Below are 24,326 nucleotides of genomic sequence, written 5' to 3'. Positions count from 1 at the left end.
AAGGGGAATGGGTGCCTAAGGTGCGGTTGCTCTGTAGCGCTATAGTATAAATTGGCAACTATTTGAAAAATGCCGTCGCCGTCTATCTAAATGCTCACAATAGACACTCAGCTCTTGCAGTGTTCCCACTGGGCCATGGAATAATTGTCCGAATTCGGTGACGATTTTCACCCAGTTAGCTACAGGTATATTAAGCCTAGTGAGGATATCTTCTGCACTAGCAGAAATGGCTCCACGCTTATCGTTACGGATAACCCTGCCTGTTTCATCAACCAGTATTAAGTAGTCTTTAAGTGAGAAATTAATGCCTTTAGGCTGGTGTGCTCGTTCGTTACCAATGAAAGGTAATAGTTTCTTGGGCTGCTCACCTTTCAGAGCGGCTTTGACTCTTAGTTTGATACTGGTGAAGTCTGATTGCTCTGGTGTGTTAGCCATCTTAGCTCGAATAGGATTGAGCTCAACGTAAGCCATACAAGCAAGGACTGCTGCTTCATCAAGTAGAGCTTGTGACTTGAAACGCCCTTCCCAAAAGTGCCCGGTGCAGTTGTCCTCTAGATTGGCTTGTCGTGCGATAGGCTCATTTAAGCACCTCATAAACCAGCTTATATCACTGAGCCTTGAGCGATAGGTAGCAATAAGGTGTTTGAGTTGAATCACTAAATACTCATCGATTACTTCACCTTTGGCGAATTTTTGCGTTAGCGCCGTGCCATTAAATAGCTTATGCCATTGTAAAACAACCTCTCTATCTGACCAGTTGTTCACCGTTTCTAGGTCAATATAAAGCACAATATGCAGATGGTTACTCATCACTGCGTAAGCCGCTACATCAATAGCAAACACCTCGGAAAGCTTAAGTATTTGCGTTTCAACCCAACCACGGCGGTGGTCGTAGTTCTTACCAGCGTATTTATCATCGCCACACAAGAAAGCGCGCCGAACAACTCGGCTGCAACAGTGGTAATAGGGAGTGTCTTCAATGCTAATGAGGGTTCGTCTTGGGCGCGGCATACAACCTCCTTGTTAAATGCTCGTTCAAAGCATAGTAGAAGGTCGCTATTGAGGCCATTAACTATGGCTGTCTATGTATTTTTTGCTTAAAACAACCTCTCTATCTGACCAGTTGTTCACCGTCTCTAGGTCAATATAAAGCACAATATGCAGATGGTTACTCATCACTGCGTAAGCCGCTACATCAATAGCAAACACCTCGGAAAGCTTAAGTATTTGCGTTTCAACCCAACCACGGCGGTGGTCGTAGTTCTTACCAGCGTATTTATCATCGCCACACAAGAAAGCGCGCCGAACAACTCGGCTGCAACAGTGGTAATAGGGAGTGTCTTCAATGCTAATGAGGGTTCGTCTTGGGCGCGGCATACAACCTCCTTGTTAAATGCTCGTTCAAAGCATAGTAGAAGGTCGCTATTGAGGCCATTAACTATGGCTGTCTATGTATTTTTTTCGTAACATACTGATTTATAAGTTTTGGTTAGCATATCGAAAAAACTTGGCTATCGATAGTAGGTAAGATATTTGGAGTCTGTGATATTAGTATTGACCACGACCCGTTATTTCAATGATTATATTTGACTAAAACGTTTTGGGGCAATAACGGCTTAGAGGGATCATTCTAAGACGTACCTGGACAAAAGCTTGTTAGAGTTAAAGTTCTTAAAATGATGAGTCTCATTAAGGAATGTATGGCAAGTGGATATTTAACGTCGCCTTAAGGGAAGAGGGGAACCACCTCTCAATTCAAATTGACCATCGAATACACAAATGTGGATTCAAACTACACAAGCGTGACGTTTTGAATCCCGCTTTAAGGCTTTTTTATGTGCGAGCCAAAGCTTGTTCACACTTGTTCCAAGCAGGTAACCAACTGAAGTTTGCATTACGCAATGAATTAGAATGACAAACCTTAACTGGCAAATAGTTCAAGGTCTTCAAAATGAGAAGTCCAGGGTTAAACGCAAACATCAATAAATCAACTATTATGTGTTGATATTTTGACATTAACTCTTCAATTTTCTTCTTATCGTCTCCTTGCGAAAAGATATAACCTCCTTTGGAATTTGGAACCATCAAATGTAATACACTCTCTGCTGCAGGGTGCGTTAATTGACATAATTCAGAATAGCACGCATAAAACTCTTTTTCTGTTTGTTTTTCCAGACTGTTCACATAATGAGCAGTACTTTGGGCTTTATGAGTTGGGGCGGCATCATCATTCTTATCTAAGCGCCGACCATGCGAATAATGGATTAACATATCTTCTAGTTCATTAATGGTAACTATGTAATCGAGTTCTCCAGCAATACCGCCAGAGATAATTTTGTGATTATCAGTCAAGGACTTAGCCACATTAATTAAAGCCTCTGAGCTATCACCAGTTGACTCAATTAATGATCGAAATGCAGATGCAAACGGCAAGTACACTCCCTGCTCATACGCTAATGCCATTCCTTTGATCCACTCTAGGTTTCGAGCTAGAGACGATGCCGCTCCAAAGTGTGCTCGATAAACTAACTCCGACATATAAATTCGATTTATATCCCGTTTAGACTCGTTCGAACTCGCAAAGGTGTAAGCGCTACCTTCACTTTCATTTAATGCTTTAAGGATTAATGGCTTATAGCCTTCAACTAACTCTTTACCGAACAGCTTATAATACGTATCCATTTCCTCTCCACATTTAAACTCGTTGAATTAATATAAAGCACATAACGACTCGTTATATTTACCATTTTGACAATATATCAAGAAGCTCTAATGCGTCATTCCCATTTCCTATCTGCGCCAATTATACATGTGACTACACCAGTGTAAACAAAGGGTGTTGTTTTATTTTGATTAACGATGACTCAGCATCTTTATAAATCGAGCTGCAACCGATAAGAAAAAATAGGGGAAATGGATAGGGTATGCGCATAGCTAAAAATGGCTTATAGCTCGTTTTGGGGAAAAGTTAGTTAGCCCCCTTACCCATTCTTGGACAATTAAGGAGTGAATGTCTACATAACACTCGATTAAGCCATATGGTTCAAGTGGAGTAGCCAATCCATAATCATGAGTTCAGACGACGTAGCGGCTCTAACTGACATTTCTCAGGCTAGAATTGATTTTCTCAATAGTCACGCCGGTATCCAAAGCACTTTTAATTAAGCTATCCAAAACAGTTTCAGTGTAGAACCTTAGTCCTCTTTCACTACTTTTTGGTAGGACATACACGCTTCCTGATGCCGCTCATAGTCGTCGCATTTTAACGAAGTTCAATGCACTTAATGGATTTAAGCCAATATCTGTTTAAGTTGATAAATCGAATATATTCGAATAAAAAGTAAAGCATTAATATTTGTGGTTACTTACATGCTGATTGAACCTTTGATTGAACCTTTGATTGAACCTTTGATTGAACCTTTGATTGAACCTTTGATTGAACCTTTGATTGAACCTTTGATTGAACCTTTGATTGAGACACACAGTGCCACCAAACGGCTAAACAACAAACCGTCGCTGCCCATATCCATTTCGACAGAATACAAATAGGCCCAAGTCGTCAAACTTGGGCCTATTTACAGGTTATCTTAAACGGGTGATTACCTTATGTAGAACCCTGATTACTTGGCTAGATTGCGCAATACATAATGCAGAATACCGCCATGTTGGTAGTAACTGAACTCATTGGGAGTATCAATACGGATTTTCGCTTCAAACGAATCTTGCTTACCCGCTTTGTCGGTCGCAGTTACCTTGACTATTTTCTGACCAGCACTCACGGCAGGAATACTGAATTGCTCTTCACCAGTGAGGTTCAGCGACTCTGCACTGTCATCTGGCATAAACTGCAAAGGTAAAATACCCATTCCAACCAGGTTAGAGCGATGAATACGCTCATAACTTTGGGCAATGACCGATTTAACGCCCAACAGTGCAGGCCCTTTGGCTGCCCAGTCTCGTGAGCTACCCGTGCCATATTCCTTACCTGCAAGCACGATACAAGGATTGCCCTGTTGTTGATACTGCATGGCAGCATCAAATACTGTCATCGACTCACCGTTAGGCATCAAGCGTGTCCAGCAGCCCTCAGTACCCGGAGCCAGCAGATTTTTCAGTCTGATATTGGCAAAGGTTCCGCGCATCATCACTTCATGGTTTCCGCGACGCGAACCGTAAGAGTTAAAGTCCTTAATGGCCACACCAGCCTGTTGTAAATAGTCTCCAGCAGGACTGTTTGGGGCAATAGATCCCGCTGGTGAAATATGATCGGTCGTGACCGAGTCACCCAATTTGAGTAAACAACGGGCATTGTCGATAGCCATTATTGCTGGTATCTCAGCACTGATCCCATCAAAAAATGGCGGTTGTTTAACATAGGTGGAATTCGGCCAGTTATATTTCTGGCTCTGCACCACTTCTAACCCTTGCCAGTCGACATCGCCACTGTAAATATCGGCATAACGGGACACAAACATATCGCTTTGTACTGCGCTGGCCATGACCTGTTGGATTTCTTGATTGTCCGGCCAGATATCTTTTAAATAAACCGCATTACCATCAGCATCCTTCCCAAGTGACTCGCTAGCAATATCGGCCTTCATATTACCGGCCAGTGCATACGCCACCACAAGGGGCGGCGATGCCAGATAATTCGCTTGTACTTCAGGATGAATACGTCCATCGAAATTACGGTTGCCCGACAACACCGAACACACCTTCAACCTGCCCTGTTGTATCGCTTCACTAACAGGCTGAGGTAAGGGGCCGGAATTACCAATACAAGTGGTACAACCGTAACCCACTAACTGAAACCCTAGAGCATCTAAATCGACATTGAGACCCGATTTTATTAAATAATCTGTCACCACCTGCGATCCAGGTGCAAAACTGGTTTTCACCCAAGGTTTAACCTGCAAGCCTTTTTGGCGGGCATTTCTGGCCAATAATCCGGCGGCGATTAACACTGATGGATTGGAGGTATTAGTACAACTGGTAATCGCGGCAATCACCACCGCGCCCGCTTCGAGGACAAAGTCCTTATCTCGATACTGGCAGGCAACGCCTGTGTTGCCATCAGCGACCGGTGCAGAGGGACCACCTTCGCTTGACAGTTCATCTTTACCTACAGTTTCGATTTGATTAACAGGGATCTGGCTGTCCAGCCACTGACGGAAACTGACACCCGCTTTATCAAGTGCAATCCTGTCCTGCGGCCTTTTAGGACCCGCAATAGAAGGCACAATACTGCCCAAATCTAATTGTAAACTGGCGTGATAACAGGCTTTGTTCTCAGATCCGCAGCCCCACATGTCCATCTCTTTAAGATAAGCCTTTATGAGCTCGATCCGCTCAGGATCACGACCAGTAAGGGCTAAGTAATCTACAGTTTGCTGATCGATCGGGAAAATACCACTGGTGGCACCGTATTCAGGGGCCATATTGGCAATGGTTGCTCTATCGGCTAGGGTCAGTTGATCGATGCCAGCACCAAAAAACTCAACAAATTTTCCTACCACCCCAAATTCACGTAATTGCTCGGTGACCGTTAACACCAGATCGGTAGCTGTAACCCCTGGTGGTAATGTACCGGTAAATTCAAAGCCGACAATTTCGGGTAACAGCATGGTAACGGGTTGGCCTAACATGGCGGCCTCAGCCTCAATGCCTCCTACGCCCCAGCCCAGCACACCCAAACCGTTAATCATGGTGGTATGAGAATCTGTACCGACTAAGGTGTCGGGATACAATAAGTTGTCTTCATCTTCTTTGACAAAAACCACCCGAGCCAAATATTCCAAATTAATCTGATGCACAATGCCGCGCCCTGGCGGCACCACTTTAAAGTTGTCAAAGGCTTGCTGACCCCAACGCAGAAATTGGTAGCGTTCACGGTTGCGCTTTATTTCGATGGCGGTATTTTTTTGCAGCGCGCCGGATTCGGCAAACACATCAACCATTACCGAATGGTCAATCACCAGCTCGACTGGATTGAGTGGATTAATCGCGTCAGCATTGCCACCTAATGTTTCGATAGCATCACGCATCGCGGCCAAATCGACCACAGAAGGTACACCGGTAAAATCCTGTAAAATAACCCTAGAGGGCACAAAAGCGATTTCGGTTTCTGACCAGTTATCTAAATCCCAGCGGGCCAAGGTATCTATATCCTCTGGCTGGACAAATTCTGAATTTTCATAGCGCAGTAAATTTTCTAATAAGATTTTTGCCGCAAAGGGTAAGCGGGATAAATCATAGTGTTCGGCTAATCGATCAAAGCTATAATACCGGAAAGTTTTTCCTTTACTTTCAAGCTGTTTCAATAATTGCATCGAATTTGTCATCACTGATCTCCCTATAAACGTTTATTGGTACTTCCTGCTAAGCTTAGTAAACACACTAACATAACCACATTAAAATCGTTCTGAAGTGGTATAGATAATTTGGCCACTCAATTAAAGGTTACATTAGGTTTTTGAGGGTAAATACAAACAGCTAAACTTCGAGATATATCCATTTCAAACACGTTTTGGGGTAGAAATGTGTTAATGCTTTAGCTCTATAAATGACTGTTGGTAGGTTTCTGGGTAGCGAAATGCCTTGTGGACACAGCCAATCTCGTGGCGGTTAACGCTAACATCTTCAAGCCTTTTACCTTCTACTGAGAAACTAAACTTGCCATTGCAATTAACCCTGTAGCGGGAATTAGAATGAATGGCGACTCAGCTCTGTAACTAACATACGGCGACCGTCGCTCTCAACATGTTGTAAAAAGGCCTGAGCAATGGCGGTTTGTCGTTTGGATTTTAGCCATAAAAAATACCAGTTCGAGTTAATAGGCAAAGATTCTACCTGTAATTGCGCTAATCCCATATTGCCGCCAAATGCTAAGGTGTGCGCTGACAAAATACTAACTCCTAGACCCGACATCACGGAGTGCTTAATGGCCTCATTACTTTCTATGGTCATCTTGATATTGAGATTGACTCCCTTCTTTTCCATAAAACGTTCTATGGCTAAACGTGTGCCAGAGCCATTTTCACGCATTAAAAATGGTGCTTGACTTAACTCCTCAAGCGATACGGACTTTTGTTTAACAAAGGGGTGGTTCTCGTGGGCTATAGCCACTAAAGGGTTATTAAAAAACTCTATGCTTTCGGTATTAAGATCGGCTGGCGGGTGACTGAATACATAAAAATCATCAACCCCTTGTTTAAGTCGTTCAATAATTTGTTGGCGGTTGCCGATATTAAGCTGTACGCCAACATTTGGGTAACGCTCGCAAAACGGGCCTAACAAATGGGGGATAAAATACTTAGAGGTTGTCACTACCGCAAGACGCAACGTTCCCGACTTTAGTTCCCCTAAGTCAGACAAGGAACTTTCAAGTTTGGCAAAGCTGTCTAGCACTTCGGTGGCAGTTTTAACCACTTCTAGCCCTGCTTCTGTAAATACTAATTTACGACCTATGACATTGTATAGCGGTAAGCCAATGACATCGGCGAGCTTCTTAAGCTGCATTGAAATGGTAGGCTGAGTGAGGTGCAAATTTTGCGCAGCGCCGCCTACCGTACCGCAATCATACACTGCTAATAAGATCTCTAATTGTCTGAGCGTGCCCATATGGGCTTGTAAGCGTAGTGACATTGTTTACCTTATATAGATGTTTATCTATATAAAAACACATAAACATCTATTTTTATATATAAACATTTTTTGGCACACTGCACAGCATAAAGCCAAGGTCAGTTTGTGACCCTCAATGAATGCTGGAGTCAGTATGAAGCAAGTAAAGCAGAACGTGTTACAAGATAAACAAGCGTTATTTGGTTTATTTACCGCTGCGATAATTTGCACCATTGCATTGACTGGATTAGCGCAAGGGCAGCCTAGCCTAGGGCTTTTAAGTGTTGGTGTTGGTATTGCCGCACTAATCTGCCTGTCATTGATATCAAAACGGGTTCGCCAATACCGAGTTTCTCAGCTGCTAAATGCAAAAGTTGGCTCACCTCCCCTTAAGGGACACTAACATGCAGTTAGATATCACTATCGCCTTTTTCATCTTAGGTGTGCTGGCAACCTTAGTGAAAGCCAATATTCAATTTCCTAAGGCATTATATCAGTCATTAACCTTGTTTCTATTAATTGCTATTGGCCTTAAGGGCGGTGTTGCATTAGCAGAATATGGCAATGCACAACTATTACCACAATCGTTATGGGTGATTGGCTTGGGGTTGCTCATTCCCTTGATTGCCTTTCCTGTATTGAGATTTGTCGGTCAGTTAAATAAACAAGATTCAGCGTCGATAGCTGCACACTATGGTTCGGTCAGTATTGGTACTTATGCAGTGGCAGTGTCGTTTCTAGAATCGCAAAATATCGAGTACGAAGCCTATTTCCCACTATTTGTGGTGCTACTAGAGATCCCCGCTATTATCGTCGGCATTGGGCTTGCCCAGCAAGCTGGTGAAAAAATTAAATGGCGAGCGCTACTGCATGAAGTGTTTTGTAATCAAAGCCTAGTGATCATGGTCGGTGCGCTGCTGATAGGTTACTGGGGCGCGGGTCGAGTGAGCACCGTCACACCACTGTTTTTTGAGTTATTCCATGGCGTACTAGCACTCTTTTTACTCGAGATGGGGATGTTGGCTGCCAGCCGTATAAAAGATTTAAAGCAGATGGGTAACTTTATGTTGTCTTTTGGTGTAGCAATGCCCTTGGTGGGGGGATTTTTAGGCTGCCTACTCGGCGTACAGATGGAGCTGAGCTTTGGCGGAGCAACCCTACTTGGCGTGCTAGGTGGAAGTGCATCATATATTGCAGTACCCGCAGCGATGCGGGTGGCCGTCCCCAAAGCGAATCAAAGCTTATCTATTACTTATTCACTGGCAATCACATTCCCGTTTAATGTGTTAGTTGGCATTCCAACCTACGCGTTGTTCACATTTTGGTTAACTAATTAAAATTATGAGGCAATTATGACACAAGCAAAAGTCGCGATTATTATGGGCTCTCAAAGTGACTGGCCAACCATGAAAAATGCTACCACAGTGTTAGAAGCATTAGAGGTAGAGTTTGATGCGCAGGTGGTATCGGCTCATCGTACACCAGAGCGTTTAATTGAGTTTAGTAAGCAAGCAGCAAACAACGGTGTAAAGGTGATCATTGCTGGTGCTGGCGGCGCTGCGCACCTCCCCGGAATGACCGCGGCTATGACTCACCTGCCAGTGATTGCCGTACCAGTATCGAGTAAAGCGTTAAAAGGCATGGACAGCTTGCTATCTATAGTGCAAATGCCAAAAGGTGTTGCGGTAGCGACTCAGGCAATTGGCGATCCTGGTGCTTACAATGCAGGCTTAATGGCGGTGCAAATTTTAGCTCTTGGCGATAAAGCACTTACCGAACGTTTATGTCACTGGCGTGCGAAGCAAACAGCCAATGTGCCAGTGGAGGTAGAGTAATGCACATCGCAATTATTGGTTGTGGCCAACTAGCAAGAATGATGGCGCTAGCTGGCATGCCGTTGGGGATAAATTTCAGTTTTGTTAACGACAATGCTTCAGACAGCGACACCGCATGTGTCGACGGGTTAGGCAGCGTGGTTACCTGGCAAACAGGTGATAATATTGGTCAGTTATATCAATCTTTGGGTCGCCCAGATGTCGTTAGCGTAGAAAAAGAGCAGGTGGAGCTGTCCTTGCTGCGAGGGCTAGCACTTTATTGCACTACTCATCCGAACGTTGACAGTGTTGCAAAATGCAAAAGCCGCATTAAGGAGAAGCAGTTACTTCGTGAGCTGAACATTCCATGCGCTGACTTTTCCCACGGACAAGCTGTAAGCTCACTGGGTGAAAGACTGGGCTTTCCTTTGGTGATCAAATCACTTGAAGAGGGTTATGATGGCAAAAATCAATGGGTCATCCGCAATAGAGACGATTTAGTCAATGCCTCCCCCAAGATAGCACCGGACTCCTATCTTGCTGAGCAGTTTGTTCATTTTGAGCGTGAAGTGTCGATTATAGGTGCCAGAGACGTACGAGGTAACATTCGCTGCTATCCTCTCACCGAAAATCAGCACGACAAAGGCATTTTATTAGCTTCTATGGCTCCGGCTCAAAAAGTTAGCCCTGCAATGACCAACGCCGCTGAAGACTATTTTAGCCGTCTCGTTAAGCATCTTGATTATGTCGGCGTGTTAGCCATTGAGTTGTTTGTGATAAATGGGGAATTACTAGTCAACGAGCTAGCACCAAGGGTACATAATAGTGGCCATTGGACCCAACTTGGTGGTCAAACTTGTCAATTTGAAAACCATATTCGTGCTATTGCCGGGTTGCCGTTGGGTAACACAGAAGTGCAAGGGAATGTTGGTATGCTCAACCTTTTAGGCACTAATAACCCTCCCATGAATAGCCTTACCGCCAGCTCTAGTTTGCATTGGTACAACAAACAACCTAAACCGAATCGTAAGCTTGGCCATATCAACTTCAGTGCTAGCAACCACGCGACGTTACAACAGCAAATGGCTAGTGCCGCGGCGAGTATTGATATTAATCGCTAACAGCAACGTAGTGTATTGACCAGCTATATAGAAGTTTTACATTACAAAAGTATGCCTACATTATATTTTACAGATTGAACTAAACGACCAACGTAACTAATAAAGGGCATTAACGGGTTAGACCAATAACCCACTTCTGGACATAAATATGTTCGATAATAGAGGTCTCTTGGTCAGAATTAGTAAACCTGATTGATCTTTATTTCATCTTTTTACGTAATTTTTCAATGGGAATATTTCATTAAATCTAGTAAGCATTCTTAGAAATCATAAGATTGTTAAAACTTAAGATCTACGGATATATAATTAAATTACAAACAGATAGTATAATTTAAAATGTAAAAACACTTAGGGAACAACAATATGTACATGATAGTTAAGCACACCCACCTGACAATAATAGCGATTACGTTTATATTTTTCATCATTAACTTTGTGTTAACTATGAAAGGGTCTGACAAGGTCAATAATAAACTGCTTAAGATTGGACCACACGTTTTATATACTCTATTTACCTGTACCTTTATTTATCTGGTTGTAGTTAACCCACTTAATTTGTACCCCTTCGTGAATGGCTGGGCATCATCTAAATTAGGTGGTTTCGTACTCTATGTACTCTCTATTACTTTTGCGCTTAAGTGGGCAAAGTCAACATCATGGCGTATTGTCGGCTTCATAAGTGCAACGTTTTGGTTAGTAATGAGCGCACGACTTGGTTTTGCCGACCATCTTAAATTAAAAGGTATTGATCAAGATACTAATACATATTTTGAGTTAGGACATTCTATGTTAACAGCAACTTGTTAGCCTCTTTCGATTGAAGTGGTTAATTTATTTTGATTACTATTTAGAAGACATGGGAAGACTATATCCAACTTTTTCCATTAGATATTATTCCGCCAATTAGCGTAGTTAGTAACTTGTTTGGGGCAAAAAGGAGTTAGTCCCCCTAGCCCATACTTGGACAAAAACGTGTTAGCTTTCGCCGGTACTGACCTTTACTGCATTGAGCGTATAGGCCCAACGCCATCCCAGCTTTTGCAATGGCACAAACCCGTGCTTCTGTAGGCTAATGGAAACCGCATCTGCATATTCAAAATCAGGATCAGGATGATGCTCCGTAATTGAAAGCACACCATTAGCCTTTAACACTCTAGACGCTTCCGACAAAAACGACGCCCGATCTTCGATTTCACCAAACACCGTAACCAAAAAGATCGCATCGTAACTTTCATTCTCAAAGGGAAGTATCTTTGCGTCGGCCTGCTTGATGGTGAAATTAGAGATACCCGCTGCCTTGAGCTTGCTTGCACTTTTTTCAAGCATTTCGGGCTGTATATCGAGTAGAGTAAGAGCACCGTCTGGTACACGCTTGGCAACTTGCACACTGTAATAGCCCGAACCAGGACCAATTTCCAGAACACTAGCATCTGGTCTAACGGGTAAACGCCCAGCCACGGTTTTGGCTGACATTATCAGGCCGCGCCCCGGCAAATCAAGAAACCACGTCATTTGATATGGATAGACACCTCGACCGAATGCCCTGGACCAGATGCCAATTTGTTTTGAAATTTTCATTAGGCTCTCTTGAAAGCTAACGCCTGCATAAAACGTTTACTACGACACAGACTCAGCTGAATTTTACTAACAGACTAATAAGCCATCCATTTTAATAGTTAGCTAAAACAACAGGACAATGGAACTGTTCATATCAACAGTTCCATTGTCCTTATACCGGATTCGGTTGCAATGTAAGGCAATTTTATTACATTGGTTAAACTAAGCTGACTTAAAGTCATTAAATAGCCATTTTTAAGCGTAATGCGTCCCCATGCAACACGGAAGTCATGAGTATATAACGTTGAAGCTGACTGCTTAGTCAGGCCAATACTGGCAAGTACCTGAATTAGCCACTCGTTGTTTATCCATATGCCCACTGTATCGCGTTAGCTCTTCTAGTGTGCCAACTGGGCCTTTAAATAAATATTTAAACTCATTAGTGACTTTAAGCCAATTTGCTAATGGGATATTAAGCCGATTCAATATGTTACTCGTGCCTGCTTTAATCGCCCCTCGCTTGTTATCTCTAATCACTCGGCCTGTATCATCAACCAGTTCAAGGTAGTCTTGTAGCTCAAACATCAGCCCTTTTGGCATAGGCTGACGCTCATTACCAAGAAAAGATAACAGTTCAATAGGCTGTTCACCTTTGATTACCGCTTTAATTCGACGTTGAATGCTCGTAAAATCTGATTGTTCAGGTGTCGTCGCCATATTAGCTCGGATAGGATTTAAGTCGACATAAGCCATACAGGCAAGTACCGCCGCTTCATCTAACAAGGCTTGCGACTTAAAACGTCCCTCCCAGAAACGCCCTGTACACTTGTCTTCTTTATTCGCTTGCCTTGCGATGGGTTCGTTCAATGACCTCATAAACCAGCTGATATCCATGAGTCTTCTGCGATATTCAACAATGGTGTCGTTCAACGTTTCCAGCTCATAGGCTTCGATTGAACCACCGTGAGCAAATTTCTGTGTTAACAGCGTGCCTTTAAACAATTGATGCCATTGATTAACCACATCAATACTTGACCACGATTGTGCAGTTTCTAAATCAATTCTAAGCACGATATGCAAGTGATTCGACATGACAGCGTAAGCGGCAATATCAATAGCAAAGACTGAAGTCAGCATTAGAAGTCTATCTTCAACCCACTCACGCCGATGCTCAAAAGACTGACCAGAGTAATCGTCAATGCCACATAAAAACGCCCTCCTCACCGTGCGACTGACACAATGATAAAAGGGTGTATCTTCCAAGCTAACTTGTGTTGAACGGGGTCTAGGCATCCTTGCCTCCTCAAACATCCAGAATTGAATAAATTAAGTATAGGCAAGGCTCAAAAACTTAGCCCACTATGATGGGTGGCCTATTAGTTGTTGAACGGGGTCTAGGCATCCTTGCCTCCTCAAACATCCAGAATTGAATAAATTAAGTATAGGCAAGGCTCAAAAACTTAACCCACTATGATGGGTGGCCTATTAGTTGGCCTAGTTGTATTAGAGCAATGGAAGAGTATTTAACGCCGAGCCGGAGCTGTTTGTGGATGAAATAAAACCAATATAGCACGACCTACATCACACCGATTCAATAAACTTGACCCATCCCTCAGAGCGCTGATGATCTCTATAACTCTTGGCTCTGAAACAGCAGGTTTCATTCTAAGGGTATCAAGTGTAACGGTGTTAGCCTGCGCGCAACATCATATAGATTAATGTAACAAATGGATTTCATGAAAAATAAAATTGCAACCTTTACCATAGGCGCTAGCTTAGTCGCACCACACGCCATGGCGGCCGAAGAGATCAGCAAAGTTGAGCGTATTCAGGTGATCGGCTCACGCATCTCATTGCGTACTGCGACTGACAGCGCAGTGCCTGTAGATATCATCACGGCGGAGCAACTTGAATCAACGGGCATGTCAGAAACGGCCAAGGCACTGCAATTTGCCGCACCGAGTTATAACTTTCCATTTTCATCTATCACGGACGGTTCAGATGCGGTACGTCCGGCGAGTCTGAGAGGCATGTCGCCGGATCAGACCTTGGTATTGGTCAATGGTAAACGCCGTCACGGCTCCGCCCTAGTTCACCTAGGTGGTACCACAGGCAAGGGCTCATCGAATGTGGATCTTAACGCGATCCCGATGACAGCGATCAAACGTATCGAAATATTACGAGATGGCGCCGCAGCACTCTATGGCTCAGATGCCATAGCCGGCGTGATTAACGTCGTATTGAAAGACAGTGCCCAGGGAGGTAGCATAATGGCCCAAACCGGCCAGACCTATGAAGGTGATGGCGAGCAGATACGTGTTGGAATTAACCAAGGTATTAGTTTTAGCGAAGATGCATTTGTAAACTTGTCATTCGAGGCGCACCAGAAAAATAGCACCAATCGTGCTGGGTTAGACCCTCGTCAACAATATCCCTTGCTCCAAGATGGCAGTCTGGATCCCCGCGAAGATACCTTAAATCGTCTAAATCATCATGTCGGTGACAGCGATTATAATAACTACGGCCTGTTTATTAATGGTGCACAAATATTCACCGATGACAGCAAATTTTATGCCTTCGGCGGCGTAAGTTCACGCAATTCGACCTCTGGTGCCTTCTATCGCCGCGCCAAAGACTCTCGCAATATCATTGAAACTTACCCTGACGGCTTCTTGCCTCAGATTAGCCCGGAGATTCTCGATTATTCGTTAGTGACAGGATATGAATTTGACTTGGGCCAATGGAGCCTAGATATCTCTGGCGGCTATGGTGGCAACTCCTTTCAGTACCAGGTTGAAAATACCTTGAATGCCTCTCTTGGGACGACCAGCCCGACCTCTTTCGATGCCGGCACTCTGTCGAATTATGAGACAAACCTTAACCTAGATGCCACGACCTATTACGATTTTTTCAATGAATCCGACATACTGGTGGCAATGGGGATCTCTTGGCGTGACAGTCGATATCAAATTGAGGCGGGTCAGGAAGAGTCATATATTAAGGGAGATTATCAAAATAAAGCCGGTGGTAGCCAAGGCTTCGGTGGTTTCAGTAAGGGATCTGAAGTCGATATAAATCGCCAAAACACCGGTGTCTACCTGTCACTCGAAAACCAGTTAAGTGACGATTTTTACTGGGCGATGGCTGTGCGCTATGAGCACTACTCAGACTTTGGTGGCAACACCAGCTGGAAGATCTCTGGTCGTTATGATATCACCGACCAGCTGGCAATCCGAGCCAGCACAGACACAGGTTTCCGCGCTCCTAGCGTCCAGCAGCTTTACTTCACCAACGTATCGACCTTCTTCGATCCAGACCCGATCACCGGCGAGTTTGTGCCAAGAGAATCAGGTACATTTAACAGCCTATCTCCAATCACTACAGGCTTGGGCGTCGAGGCGCTAATGCCTGAAATTTCACACTCATATAGCTTAGGATTGGTCTACACCAGTAGCTATGGGCTGACCGCTAGTTTGGACATGTATCAAATCGACTTAGACGATCGCATCATTCTATCGGGTTCGGTCGATAGCGAGAGCTCTGAGGAAATCGCCGCCATTCTCGCCGATACCAATGCCGATTCGGCGCGTTTCTTCCTCAATGCCATCGATAGTCGCACTCGCGGAGTCGATCTGGTCATCTCCCAACAATTGGATTTAGGCAGCTTGGGTGACTTGGAAACCAACCTATCCTTCTCCTACAACGAGACAGAGGTCCAGGATTTACATCTGCCGAGCATCTTAAGTGGTCAAGAAGAAGAGTTGTTCGATCACCAAGAAGAAGTGAACATGACCGAAGGCACGCCACATAATAAGGGCAATATTGGTTTTACTCACAGATACGATGACTTCACCACTAATCTAAGATTCAGCTATTTTGGCTCTTACACCATTGGCTACTCGCGCACTGATGTTACCTATGGCGATAAATGGACCACAGACATTAGTATGCGATATCAGGCAACTGCCGATCTTGCTTTGAGCGGCGGAGTGCAGAACTTATTCGATGTGTATCCCGACAAGCGTCCGGAAGATAATAACTTCAATGGTATATTCGTGTATCCACTCACCAACTCTCCTTTCGGTTTCAACGGTGGTTACTATTACGTAGAGGCTAAGTACACCTATTAATCGATAGGCTCTAATTTTCTTCATCTGCCATCAAAGGTGTAAGGAATTGAGTTTAAATGGCTTTATGTAACAAAATTGCAAGGCTGAGTTATGTCTGTATATGCCAGTGTGTTGTCATAATCGCCAATCAAGATAGTTTGCATTATTAATGCACAGAGTCGATCAGTAAGGGAGTTACTGATCGACCATTTTCTGTATCACCTCAGGCATAGTGATATCTAGCAAGATGAGGGCTGGGCACGATGAATTTAAGATAGCTATGCCACCACTGCGATCACGGACTAATAAGACACCCATTTTAATAATCAGGTAAAACCACAGGATCTTTGAACTGTTCATATCAAAAGTCCCGTTGTACTTATACCAGATTCGGTTGTAATTTAAGGGACTTTATTACGTAGGTGAAGCTAAGCTGGCTTAAAGCATTAAATAGCCAATTTAGGCGCTATGCGTTCCCATGAAACACGGAAGTTATGAGTGTATGACGTTGAAGCTGGCTGCTTAGTCAGGCCAATACTGGCAAGTACCTGCATTAGCTACTCGTTGTTTATCCATATGCTCACTGTATCGGGTTAACTCTTTAAATTTGTCACTTAAACCCGGGTAAATTTTCGTACCGATATTTACTATATAAAGGTATTACCTCCAGCAAATTCGGGCCTGTTCAACAATCCTTACTCGTTAGATTTTTGTTTTCAACTTTTGAATAGCACTAGTAAGCACTATATCTTTTTCTGACTTTAGGTGTTCAGGCATACGGTTAATGACAATTTTTGGGCTAATACCATAACCTACAAACTCTCTCCCGTCAGGGTATGTATCTCGTTTAGCACAAATTCTTAAAGAGCCTCCTCCCGGTAAATCAAAGAAAATTGGCTGTCCGGTGCTACCATAGGTTTTTTCACCAATAGTAGAAAAGTGTTTTAATTTATCTGCATAGATCAAGAAATCCTCTGCAGCAGAGGCTGTATGTCTCCCAATCAATATATAGGTAGGTACGATGTGATTATTGTCTTTTGCCTTAAGTAGCTCCATAGGCCCAGATTCCCACGCATTATCTTGGGTGTAATCTTTATATTTTTCGCTATAATTCCCCCAAGCTTTATACGCAGCAATATGTTTTCTGGTTTTCCAAATTGATCCTTCTAAATCTTTATTAGTAAAGTGAGACAATATTTCAGCAGCAATACTTGTGTTACCGCCACCATTAAACCTTAGGTCAATAATTAGCCCTTTAGATTGTTTGATTTCTTTGTAAGCACCATTGAAATCTTGTAGAATTTTTTCATCATGAAAGCCGTTTAAAGATATGTAAGCGACTTTATTATCTAACCACTTAAACTCAAACAACTCTCCATTAGAGCTAGGCTGCTTCAATGATATTTTATCTGCTTTTTTGTGTCGTGAATTTCGTGTAAGTGTTAAATCTTTTAACTCTCCAGAGGGGGTCTTTATGCTAACATTAACTTTGGTGTTAGGTGTGCCATTTAACATATTTCTTACAGCATTGTTCCACAAAATATGCTCTGTTGAGCTAGCAATATAAGGCATGATATGAGTTTTTAAATGAGTTTCTAAATTCACTCCTTCAACTGAAATAATGGTAGAGCCTAAAGGGATTTTATTTTGAAGTTCCCTTCCTACTTTAGTCACTACTGCCTGATGATTAGCCTCTGTAATATTTAATGCTGGCCAGTCAACAGACTTCGAAGAAAGCCCTTTAGGTAAGTAGATGTTAGTATGTCCATCTTTCAATAAAGCGTTGAATTTCATTAATTCACGATAATATTCGTAAGTTGTTTCAGTCGCTAAAACTTTGGGAATAAATTCTCTATAAGCCTTATCAAAGTTCAATTCAGGTACTTGGTCAAAAAATGCAAAGTTATAACTTGCTTCTTTCCAGAATAACGATAAACCATACAATTTATCTTCTTTTGACAAATTATCTGGTGTATTTAAATTTTCTCTGGCTGAAATAGAAATTGATACAATTCCTAAGATTAACAAAGATGCTAATAATATTTTTTTTATCATTTAAACTATCCTTAGTAATTTGAAACACTGATGTGACCACAAAAATTTAACGCCTAATAATGGGCAAATAATTGTTGGTCAAAACAAGCGACGAAGGAGCAAAAACCAACGGTTTTTGTCCTTTTGAATGACTTGTTGAACGAAACCGCTCTGCGGCAGAAAAGATAAAAGCTATTTTTATCTCTCACCCTAAATACTTACTAGTACTGACTAAGCTAGCTGTTTACTACTAGAGTATGCTCATGGACACATTCGATCAGCAACGCTTCGATTCCCTTTATGAACAGCATCTTACCAACTTAATTCTGCAAGGCAAGCGGCCCGCTACCATTGATACTTATAGCAGTGCGGTACGGCTTATTTTGACCGTTGCCCCGACAACCTACAATCGATGATTTAAAGTGTTACTTCTCTCAACGGATTAAATTACTCTCCTGGGGCACCGTTAAGACTTTTTGCGTACCGCCAACCTATTTATGGAAAATCAGTTCGATTTTAAGCTCTAACGTTTGCGGTTAGTATTATGATCAGTATGGCGAAACAGAGTTTAACCGCGCAAAAAATAGATATAAAAAGGCCCAAACATTGATGCCAATGTTTGGGCCTTTATTATCAAGGTCGCAAGATATGAATGCAGCCGTTATTCTTGTGAGCTTTCTGGTGCTGATGCTTGCGGTTTATTTTTGCCACGTTGCGCGAATGCATAATAAAACAGCGGTGTTAGCAGCAGACCGAAAATGGTCACTCCAATCATGCCCGAAAAGACTGCTACACCCATAGCTTGACGCATTTCTGCCCCTGGTCCAGTTGAAAACACCATGGGTACCACCCCCATGATAAAGGCAATTGAAGTCATTAAAATGGGCCTTAAACGTAACCGACCAGCTTCAAGTATCGCATCAAAGGGACTCATGCCTTTGTCTTGTAACTCTTTGGCGAATTCGACAATAAGAATGGCGTTTTTGGTTGCCAGACCCACGAGAACAATCAAACCTATCTGGGTGAAAATGTTGTTATCTCCCCCGTAAAGCAGCACACCGCTTAAGGCTGATAATAGCGTCATTGGAATAATAAGAATGATCGCTAAAGGTAAGCTTAAGCTTTCGTACTGGGCCGCTAATACCATAAAGACCAACAAGATAATGAGTGGGAAAATATACATGCCCGCATTACCTGCCAGAATTTGTTGGTAGGTGATTTCGGTCCACTCATAAGTCATGCCGTTTGGTAAGGTTTCAGCAAGAATCTTCTCAATCGCTGCTTGTGCCTCACCGCTACTGTAACCCGGCGCAGCGCCGCCGTTCAGTTCTGCAGTGGTAAAACCGTTATAGTGCATGACGCGATCGGGCCCTGCCGTGTTGGTAACATTGATGAATGACCCAATCGGCACCATATCACCCTTCATGTTACGAACTTTAAGCTGAGAAATTTGTTCAGGGGTTTGTCTAAACTGCTCATCCGCCTGTACATTGACTTGGTAAGTTCGGCCAAATTGATTGAAATCATTGGCATAAACAGACCCCATATACCCTTGTAGGGTTTGAAATAACTCATCCAATGAAACTGATTGTTGCTTTGCTTTAGTACGGTCTATATCGACATCAAGTTGCGGCACATTGACTTGATAGCTGGAGAATACTCCCGTTAATTCGGGCGTTGCCCACGCTTTTTGCATCACCTGCATGGTGACACTGTACAGTTCTTCATAGCCGTAGTTGGCACGGTCTTGTATCTGCAATCTAAAGCCACCAATGGTGCCTAGACCTTGTACTGGTGGTGGTGGGAAAATGGCGATATAGGCATCTTTAATGGACGCAAATTTCTGGTTCAATGCAGCAGCAATCGCATTTGCAGACAAAGAGGGATCTTTACGGTCATCAAAGTCATCTAATGGCGTGAACAACACACCGCTATTGGTGCTGTTAGTAAAGCCATTAATGCTCAAGCCTGGGAATGCGACCGCATGGGCAATACCCGGTTGCTCGAGTATGATGCTCGACATCTCTTTGAGCACTTCTTCTGTTCGCTCTATCGACGCGGCATCGGGCAGTTGAGCAAAGGCCACTAAATACTGTTTATCTTGGCCAGGCACATAACCGGTTGGTGTCGACGCAAACTGCATGCCGGTCAAACCGACGAGACCGATATAGATTATTCCTACAACGGCGCCAAAACGGATCACCTTCTTCACTACCCAGCTGTAACCAGTGGACAGGCGATCGAAGAAGCGGTTAAACGGCTTGAACAGCCAAGCTCCTAGCATTTTGTCCATGCTACGGGTGAGCAGATCCTTTTTATCATTGTGACCTTTTAGCAATAACGCGGATAACGCAGGGCTTAGCGTTAAAGAGTTAATCGCAGAAATAAAGGTGGAAATGGTAATGGTTAAGGCAAACTGCTTATAAAACTGGCCGGTTAAACCAGACATAAATGCGGTCGGAATAAATACTGCGGCTAATACCAAAGTAGTGGCAACAATAGGACCGGTCACTTCTTTCATTGCTTTTTGGGTTGCAGCGACGGGTGTTAACCCTTCTGAGATGTTTCGCTCAACATTTTCAACCACCACAATAGCATCGTCGACGACGATCCCGATGGCTAATACTAAACCAAAAAGTGATAACGCATTGAGTGAAAACCCGAGTAAATGCATGAATGCAAATGTACCGATCAGTGAAACTGGCACCGCGACTAATGGAATAATAGAGGCGCGCCACGTTTGTAAAAACAGCACTACCACCAGTACCACGAGTAATAAGGCTTCAAGTAGCGTTTTAATGACTGCTTCAATGGATCCACGCACAAATACAGTGGGATCATAGACGATGTCGTAAGCTAACCCTTCAGGGAAAGATTGTGATAACTGCTCCATTCTGGTACGTACATCATCAGAAATTTGAATGGCGTTTGAGCCAGAAGCCTGAAAAACGGGTATGGCTACAGCATCTTTATTATCAAGCATCGAGCGTAATGCATAAGTCGATGCACCCAGTTCAACGCGAGCCACATCTTTTAGGCGACTAATTTGTCCCTGTTCACCAACCTTAACGATAATATCTTCAAATTCTTCGACGTTGGATAGACGCCCTTTCACGTTGATAAGTAATTGAAAATCACTTTCACCGCTGGGTTGAGCGCCTAAACTGCCGGCAGCTGCTTGTTGGTTTTGTTCTCTAATCGCCGCAACAATATTGCTAGGTGACAAACCCAAGGCCGCCACTTTATTGGGGTCTAACCACACTCGCATACTGTAGTCACCGGCACCAAATATCCGTACATTACCTACGCCTTCGATACGCGCTAATTCGTCTTTGACGTTAAGAACCGCATAGTTTGATAGGTATAGCATGTCGTAACGATTATCTGGCGAGGTTAAATGCACCACCATGGTCAAATCGGGCGATGATTTTTCGGTTACGACACCTAAACGCTGCACTTCTTGAGGTAAGCGGGGTTTAGCTCGCTCTACTCGGCTTTGTACTTGGCTTTGAGCTAAGTCGACATCGGCACCAATAGCGAACGTAATGGTTAACGTCATACGGCCGTCAGATGTGGCTTGCGAAGACATGTACAACATGTTTTCAACACCGTTTATCTCTTGCTCAAGGGGGGAAGCAACCGTTTCTGCAATCACTTTAGGGTTAGCACCTGGGTAACTTGCGGTAACAACCACGGTAGGTGGCACCACTTCAGGGTATTCGGTGATGGGTAATTGCCATACGGCCAGCGCACCGGATATCAAAAATAGTAGTGATAGCACGGAGGCAAAAATAGGTCTTTTAATAAAGAATTGCGACAACATAGTGTGTTTCCCTTAACCCTGGTTGGCTTGCACTACAACATTCGCTGTTAGTGGAAGGCTATTGAGGAGTCGTTGTGCTTGGTGGATATGGTCCAATTGAGTACTGTCTGCCATTTCAGTGACGTTTGGTTCAATGGTGACGTTGGGACGCACTTTCTGCAGACTATTGACGACAATGGTGTCGGTTGGGGTCAAACCTGAGCTGATAATGCGTAACCCATGAAGTTTTTCACCTAGGCGTACATTGCGATATTCAAGGATGTTTTGGTCATTAACCACCAAGACGAATTTTTTGTTTAAGTCAGTAAAAATGGCTTTATCGTCAATTAAAATTCCTTGGTATGTTGCACTACCTGCAACTCTAATTCGGGCAAATAAACCGGGTAATAGGCGATTATCTTGATTGGCAAATGCAGCTCTAACTCTAATGGTGCCAGTTTGTTGATCCACCGTGTTGTCGACAAAATCGATTTTGCCTTGATGGCCAAAACCAGTGTCGTTAGCTAATGCCATAAACACAACATTGGTGCCTGACCGTGGATCGTTACGCTTATTTGCAGTCGATAATGCGGCATATTTTAAATAAGTTTGTTCATCAACATCAAAGTAGGCATACATTTTTGTGGTTGAGACTAAATTGGTGAGATGGGTTTGACCTGCAGTGACATAATTGCCCGCTGTTTCTCTGGCAAATGAGACTCGTCCACTAATTGGCGCGGTAACTTGAGTATATTCAACATTGAGTTGGGCCCGCGTTAAGGCTGCTTTTACTGATGCCACGGCCGCTGCGGTTTGATGCATGCCGGCACGACGAGTATCGATTAACTCTTCTGAGACTGCATTTTGATTGAATAATTTATTGGCTCGTTCGAAATCATTTTTAGCGAGTTGATGAACGGACGTTGCACTGGTCAATTCTGCTTGTAAGCGTTCAACCTCGGTAACAAACACACTCGAGTCGATGGTAAATAACACCTCACCCTTTTGGACCAATGTGCCTTCTTGAAAATTGACTGACTCAATATAGCCAGAAACACGTGGGATTAGTGTTACTTTTTCAGGAGCTTGCAAGCGACCCGTGAATTGGTCCCACTCGGTAATACTTTCGTAAAGCACCTTAGCAACATTCACCTTGGGTGCGGTTGGTGGAGTTTGTTGAGTGGTGGTTTGCTCGCTGCATGCAACCAATACAAACGCTGAAAAGCTGATGATTACGAGGCTTCGAATTGATTTAATCATGTTCATGTTACTGTCCTTTCCCAATACCGCTAAGGTTATCTTGATTTTTATGGTGTTAGTTACTGCTTACCTAAATATGTACCGTTTGGTAACATATGTTGTGTACCGAACGGTAATATATAGATTGTTGATATCTTGTCAATCATTTATGTACCGTTCGGTATATAACTTGATAATCTATGTAAGTCAGATTCGTACTCGATGAAATAGCGCTGGCTAAGCTATATTTGTATGTAAATTATGCAGTGCATTAACAGCAGTTGAGATGCTGCTCATTGTTTGGTATCTTGCCGACGGGTATTTGATGTGGAACATCAATAGGTATGTAAGAGCATGATTTATATCGAATCGCTAATGTAGGACTACTTTTATGACAGAAATCAAAGCGGCTGGTGTCGGTCGCCCTCGTGGGTTTGACATCGATATCGCACTCGAGCAAGCGCTAAATGTATTTTGGCGTAATGGTTATGAAGGCACTTCTTTAAGTGAACTCACTGAAGTCATGGGGATTAAAAAACCCAGTTTATATGCGGCATTCGGTAATAAAGAACAACTATTTTTAAAAGCGATTGAATTGTATGAGAATCGTCCTGATTCATTGTTTAATATCGCATTTCAACATGCACATATTGCCGATGTCATTCGAGCATTATTGATTGGTGCAGCAGCACAATTTACTGACACCAGTCATCCCCAAGGTTGCGCATTGATTAATAGTACTTTGTCATGCAATGAAGCGAGTGAATCAATAAAAATCGCTATCAATAATCGCAAAGAAAAAAATCAAGCTACGATAATTAATAGATTTGAATTGGCTAAAAGCTGCGGTGAACTCAACGACAGTTGCCAACCTGAAGCGTTGGCCCGACTGATCATGACGTTATTTAAAGGGATGTCGTTACAGTCTGCAGAGGGAGCGACTAAAGATGAGTTGCACCAAATTGCTGAAATGGTCGTTGACGGGATCATCAGTCAGCATGTGAATGAGGTTTAGTCGGATTTGCTC

The 24,326-nt window shown here is 43.2% G+C and carries 18 protein-coding genes and 1 pseudogene; 8 read left to right on the top strand and 11 right to left on the bottom strand.

The window, feature by feature from the left end; translation table 11 throughout:
• Positions 1–39: 39 nt before the first annotated feature.
• The 6 genes and pseudogenes from CXF83_RS12845 to CXF83_RS12820 all read right to left on the bottom strand — a co-directional run bounded on the left by CXF83_RS12845 (position 40) and on the right by CXF83_RS12820 (position 7,644).
• On the bottom strand, positions 40–1,011 hold the full coding sequence (locus tag CXF83_RS12845) for a transposase (protein ID WP_101091683.1): 972 nt from the start codon (positions 1,009–1,011) through the stop codon (positions 40–42).
• Positions 1,012–1,101: 90 nt separating this feature from the next.
• Positions 1,102–1,377: pseudogene (locus tag CXF83_RS12840) on the bottom strand (transposase); the annotation flags it as partial.
• A 456-nt stretch (positions 1,378–1,833) separates the two neighbouring features.
• Positions 1,834–2,682: a hypothetical protein gene (locus CXF83_RS12835; RefSeq protein ID WP_101091684.1), complete on the bottom strand. Its 849-nt coding sequence runs from the start codon at positions 2,680–2,682 to the stop codon at positions 1,834–1,836.
• Positions 2,683–3,365: 683 nt separating this feature from the next.
• Positions 3,366–3,563: a hypothetical protein gene (locus CXF83_RS22540; RefSeq protein WP_157822921.1), complete on the bottom strand. Its 198-nt coding sequence runs from the start codon at positions 3,561–3,563 to the stop codon at positions 3,366–3,368.
• A 57-nt stretch (positions 3,564–3,620) separates the two neighbouring features.
• Positions 3,621–6,341: an aconitate hydratase AcnA gene (acnA, locus tag CXF83_RS12825; protein WP_101091685.1), complete on the bottom strand. Its 2,721-nt coding sequence runs from the start codon at positions 6,339–6,341 to the stop codon at positions 3,621–3,623.
• Positions 6,342–6,702: 361 nt separating this feature from the next.
• Positions 6,703–7,644, bottom strand: coding sequence for a LysR family transcriptional regulator (locus CXF83_RS12820; protein ID WP_101091686.1), 942 nt, complete (start codon positions 7,642–7,644; stop codon positions 6,703–6,705).
• A gap of 133 nt (positions 7,645–7,777) precedes the next feature.
• Between CXF83_RS12820 and CXF83_RS12815 the strand changes: the two genes are divergently transcribed.
• The 5 genes from CXF83_RS12815 to CXF83_RS12795 all read left to right on the top strand — a co-directional run bounded on the left by CXF83_RS12815 (position 7,778) and on the right by CXF83_RS12795 (position 11,365).
• The gene (locus CXF83_RS12815) at positions 7,778–8,026 is read left to right on the top strand and encodes a hypothetical protein (protein ID WP_101091687.1); all 249 of its coding nucleotides are present in this window, start codon (positions 7,778–7,780) and stop codon (positions 8,024–8,026) included.
• Position 8,027: 1 nt separating this feature from the next.
• Positions 8,028–8,960 (top strand): sodium-dependent bicarbonate transport family permease, encoded by a 933-nt coding sequence (locus tag CXF83_RS12810; protein WP_101091688.1) that lies wholly within the window; start codon positions 8,028–8,030, stop codon positions 8,958–8,960.
• 15 nt (positions 8,961–8,975) lie between these two features.
• Positions 8,976–9,458, top strand: a complete 483-nt coding sequence (gene purE / locus CXF83_RS12805; protein WP_101091689.1) for a 5-(carboxyamino)imidazole ribonucleotide mutase — start codon at positions 8,976–8,978, stop codon at positions 9,456–9,458.
• Entirely contained in the window at positions 9,458–10,558 is a 1,101-nt protein-coding gene (locus tag CXF83_RS12800; protein ID WP_101091690.1) for a 5-(carboxyamino)imidazole ribonucleotide synthase, read from the top strand. Before purE ends, CXF83_RS12800 begins: the two co-directional genes overlap by 1 nt.
• Before the next feature lie 363 nt (positions 10,559–10,921).
• Positions 10,922–11,365 (top strand): SirB2 family protein, encoded by a 444-nt coding sequence (locus CXF83_RS12795; RefSeq protein WP_101098012.1) that lies wholly within the window; start codon positions 10,922–10,924, stop codon positions 11,363–11,365.
• Between the two features lie 168 nt (positions 11,366–11,533).
• On the opposite strand, the gene CXF83_RS12790 is transcribed toward CXF83_RS12795, so the two are convergent.
• Entirely contained in the window at positions 11,534–12,136 is a 603-nt protein-coding gene (locus CXF83_RS12790; RefSeq protein ID WP_101098011.1) for a class I SAM-dependent methyltransferase, read from the bottom strand.
• A 297-nt stretch (positions 12,137–12,433) separates the two neighbouring features.
• Positions 12,434–13,408, bottom strand: a complete 975-nt coding sequence (locus tag CXF83_RS12785) for a transposase (RefSeq protein WP_101098010.1) — start codon at positions 13,406–13,408, stop codon at positions 12,434–12,436.
• Positions 13,409–13,908: 500 nt separating this feature from the next.
• Here CXF83_RS12785 and CXF83_RS12780 point away from each other — a divergent pair, with 500 nt between their 5' ends.
• Complete coding sequence (locus CXF83_RS12780; RefSeq protein WP_232775191.1) at positions 13,909–16,245, top strand: TonB-dependent receptor plug domain-containing protein; 2,337 nt, start codon at positions 13,909–13,911, stop codon at positions 16,243–16,245.
• 681 nt (positions 16,246–16,926) lie between these two features.
• Here the strand turns inward: CXF83_RS12780 and CXF83_RS12775 are convergent.
• Positions 16,927–18,279 carry a S41 family peptidase gene (locus CXF83_RS12775; RefSeq protein WP_101090172.1) on the bottom strand — a complete coding sequence of 451 codons (1,353 nt, stop codon included), beginning with the start codon at positions 18,277–18,279 and terminating at the stop codon, positions 16,927–16,929.
• Between the two features lie 242 nt (positions 18,280–18,521).
• Between CXF83_RS12775 and CXF83_RS12770 the strand changes: the two genes are divergently transcribed.
• Complete coding sequence (locus tag CXF83_RS12770; RefSeq protein WP_219622744.1) at positions 18,522–18,674, top strand: hypothetical protein; 153 nt, start codon at positions 18,522–18,524, stop codon at positions 18,672–18,674.
• Between the two features lie 245 nt (positions 18,675–18,919).
• Here the strand turns inward: CXF83_RS12770 and CXF83_RS12765 are convergent, their stop codons facing one another.
• Complete coding sequence (locus CXF83_RS12765) at positions 18,920–22,081, bottom strand: efflux RND transporter permease subunit (RefSeq protein WP_101090173.1); 3,162 nt, start codon at positions 22,079–22,081, stop codon at positions 18,920–18,922.
• A 12-nt stretch (positions 22,082–22,093) separates the two neighbouring features.
• Positions 22,094–23,326 (bottom strand): efflux RND transporter periplasmic adaptor subunit, encoded by a 1,233-nt coding sequence (locus CXF83_RS12760; RefSeq protein ID WP_101090174.1) that lies wholly within the window; start codon positions 23,324–23,326, stop codon positions 22,094–22,096.
• Positions 23,327–23,690: 364 nt separating this feature from the next.
• On the opposite strand from CXF83_RS12760, the gene CXF83_RS12755 reads away from it, so the two are divergent.
• Positions 23,691–24,314, top strand: a complete 624-nt coding sequence (locus CXF83_RS12755) for a TetR/AcrR family transcriptional regulator (RefSeq protein ID WP_101090175.1) — start codon at positions 23,691–23,693, stop codon at positions 24,312–24,314.
• The last annotated feature ends 12 nt before the right edge of the window (positions 24,315–24,326 follow it).

This window comes from Shewanella sp. Choline-02u-19 (assembly GCF_002836205.1).
Lineage (GTDB): Bacteria > Pseudomonadota > Gammaproteobacteria > Enterobacterales > Shewanellaceae > Shewanella.
This window is presented reverse-complemented; position numbering and strand designations above follow the sequence as displayed.

Bases quoted from the DNA above. Each gene is read 5' to 3' on its own strand.
- CXF83_RS12845 (WP_101091683.1), bottom strand. From the start codon at position 1,011: ATGCCGCGCCCAAGACGAACCCTCATTAGCATTGAAGACACTCCCTAT.
- CXF83_RS12835 (WP_101091684.1), bottom strand. From the start codon at position 2,682: ATGGATACGTATTATAAGCTGTTCGGTAAAGAGTTAGTTGAAGGCTAT.
- acnA (WP_101091685.1), bottom strand. From the start codon at position 6,341: ATGACAAATTCGATGCAATTATTGAAACAGCTTGAAAGTAAAGGAAAA.
- CXF83_RS12820 (WP_101091686.1), bottom strand. From the start codon at position 7,644: ATGTCACTACGCTTACAAGCCCATATGGGCACGCTCAGACAATTAGAG.
- CXF83_RS12815 (WP_101091687.1), top strand. From the start codon at position 7,778: ATGAAGCAAGTAAAGCAGAACGTGTTACAAGATAAACAAGCGTTATTT.
- CXF83_RS12810 (WP_101091688.1), top strand. From the start codon at position 8,028: ATGCAGTTAGATATCACTATCGCCTTTTTCATCTTAGGTGTGCTGGCA.
- purE (WP_101091689.1), top strand. From the start codon at position 8,976: ATGACACAAGCAAAAGTCGCGATTATTATGGGCTCTCAAAGTGACTGG.
- CXF83_RS12800 (WP_101091690.1), top strand. From the start codon at position 9,458: ATGCACATCGCAATTATTGGTTGTGGCCAACTAGCAAGAATGATGGCG.
- CXF83_RS12795 (WP_101098012.1), top strand. From the start codon at position 10,922: ATGTACATGATAGTTAAGCACACCCACCTGACAATAATAGCGATTACG.
- CXF83_RS12790 (WP_101098011.1), bottom strand. From the start codon at position 12,136: ATGAAAATTTCAAAACAAATTGGCATCTGGTCCAGGGCATTCGGTCGA.
- CXF83_RS12785 (WP_101098010.1), bottom strand. From the start codon at position 13,408: ATGCCTAGACCCCGTTCAACACAAGTTAGCTTGGAAGATACACCCTTT.
- CXF83_RS12780 (WP_232775191.1), top strand. From the start codon at position 13,909: ATGGCGGCCGAAGAGATCAGCAAAGTTGAGCGTATTCAGGTGATCGGC.
- CXF83_RS12775 (WP_101090172.1), bottom strand. From the start codon at position 18,279: ATGATAAAAAAAATATTATTAGCATCTTTGTTAATCTTAGGAATTGTA.
- CXF83_RS12770 (WP_219622744.1), top strand. From the start codon at position 18,522: ATGGACACATTCGATCAGCAACGCTTCGATTCCCTTTATGAACAGCAT.
- CXF83_RS12765 (WP_101090173.1), bottom strand. From the start codon at position 22,081: ATGTTGTCGCAATTCTTTATTAAAAGACCTATTTTTGCCTCCGTGCTA.
- CXF83_RS12760 (WP_101090174.1), bottom strand. From the start codon at position 23,326: ATGAACATGATTAAATCAATTCGAAGCCTCGTAATCATCAGCTTTTCA.
- CXF83_RS12755 (WP_101090175.1), top strand. From the start codon at position 23,691: ATGACAGAAATCAAAGCGGCTGGTGTCGGTCGCCCTCGTGGGTTTGAC.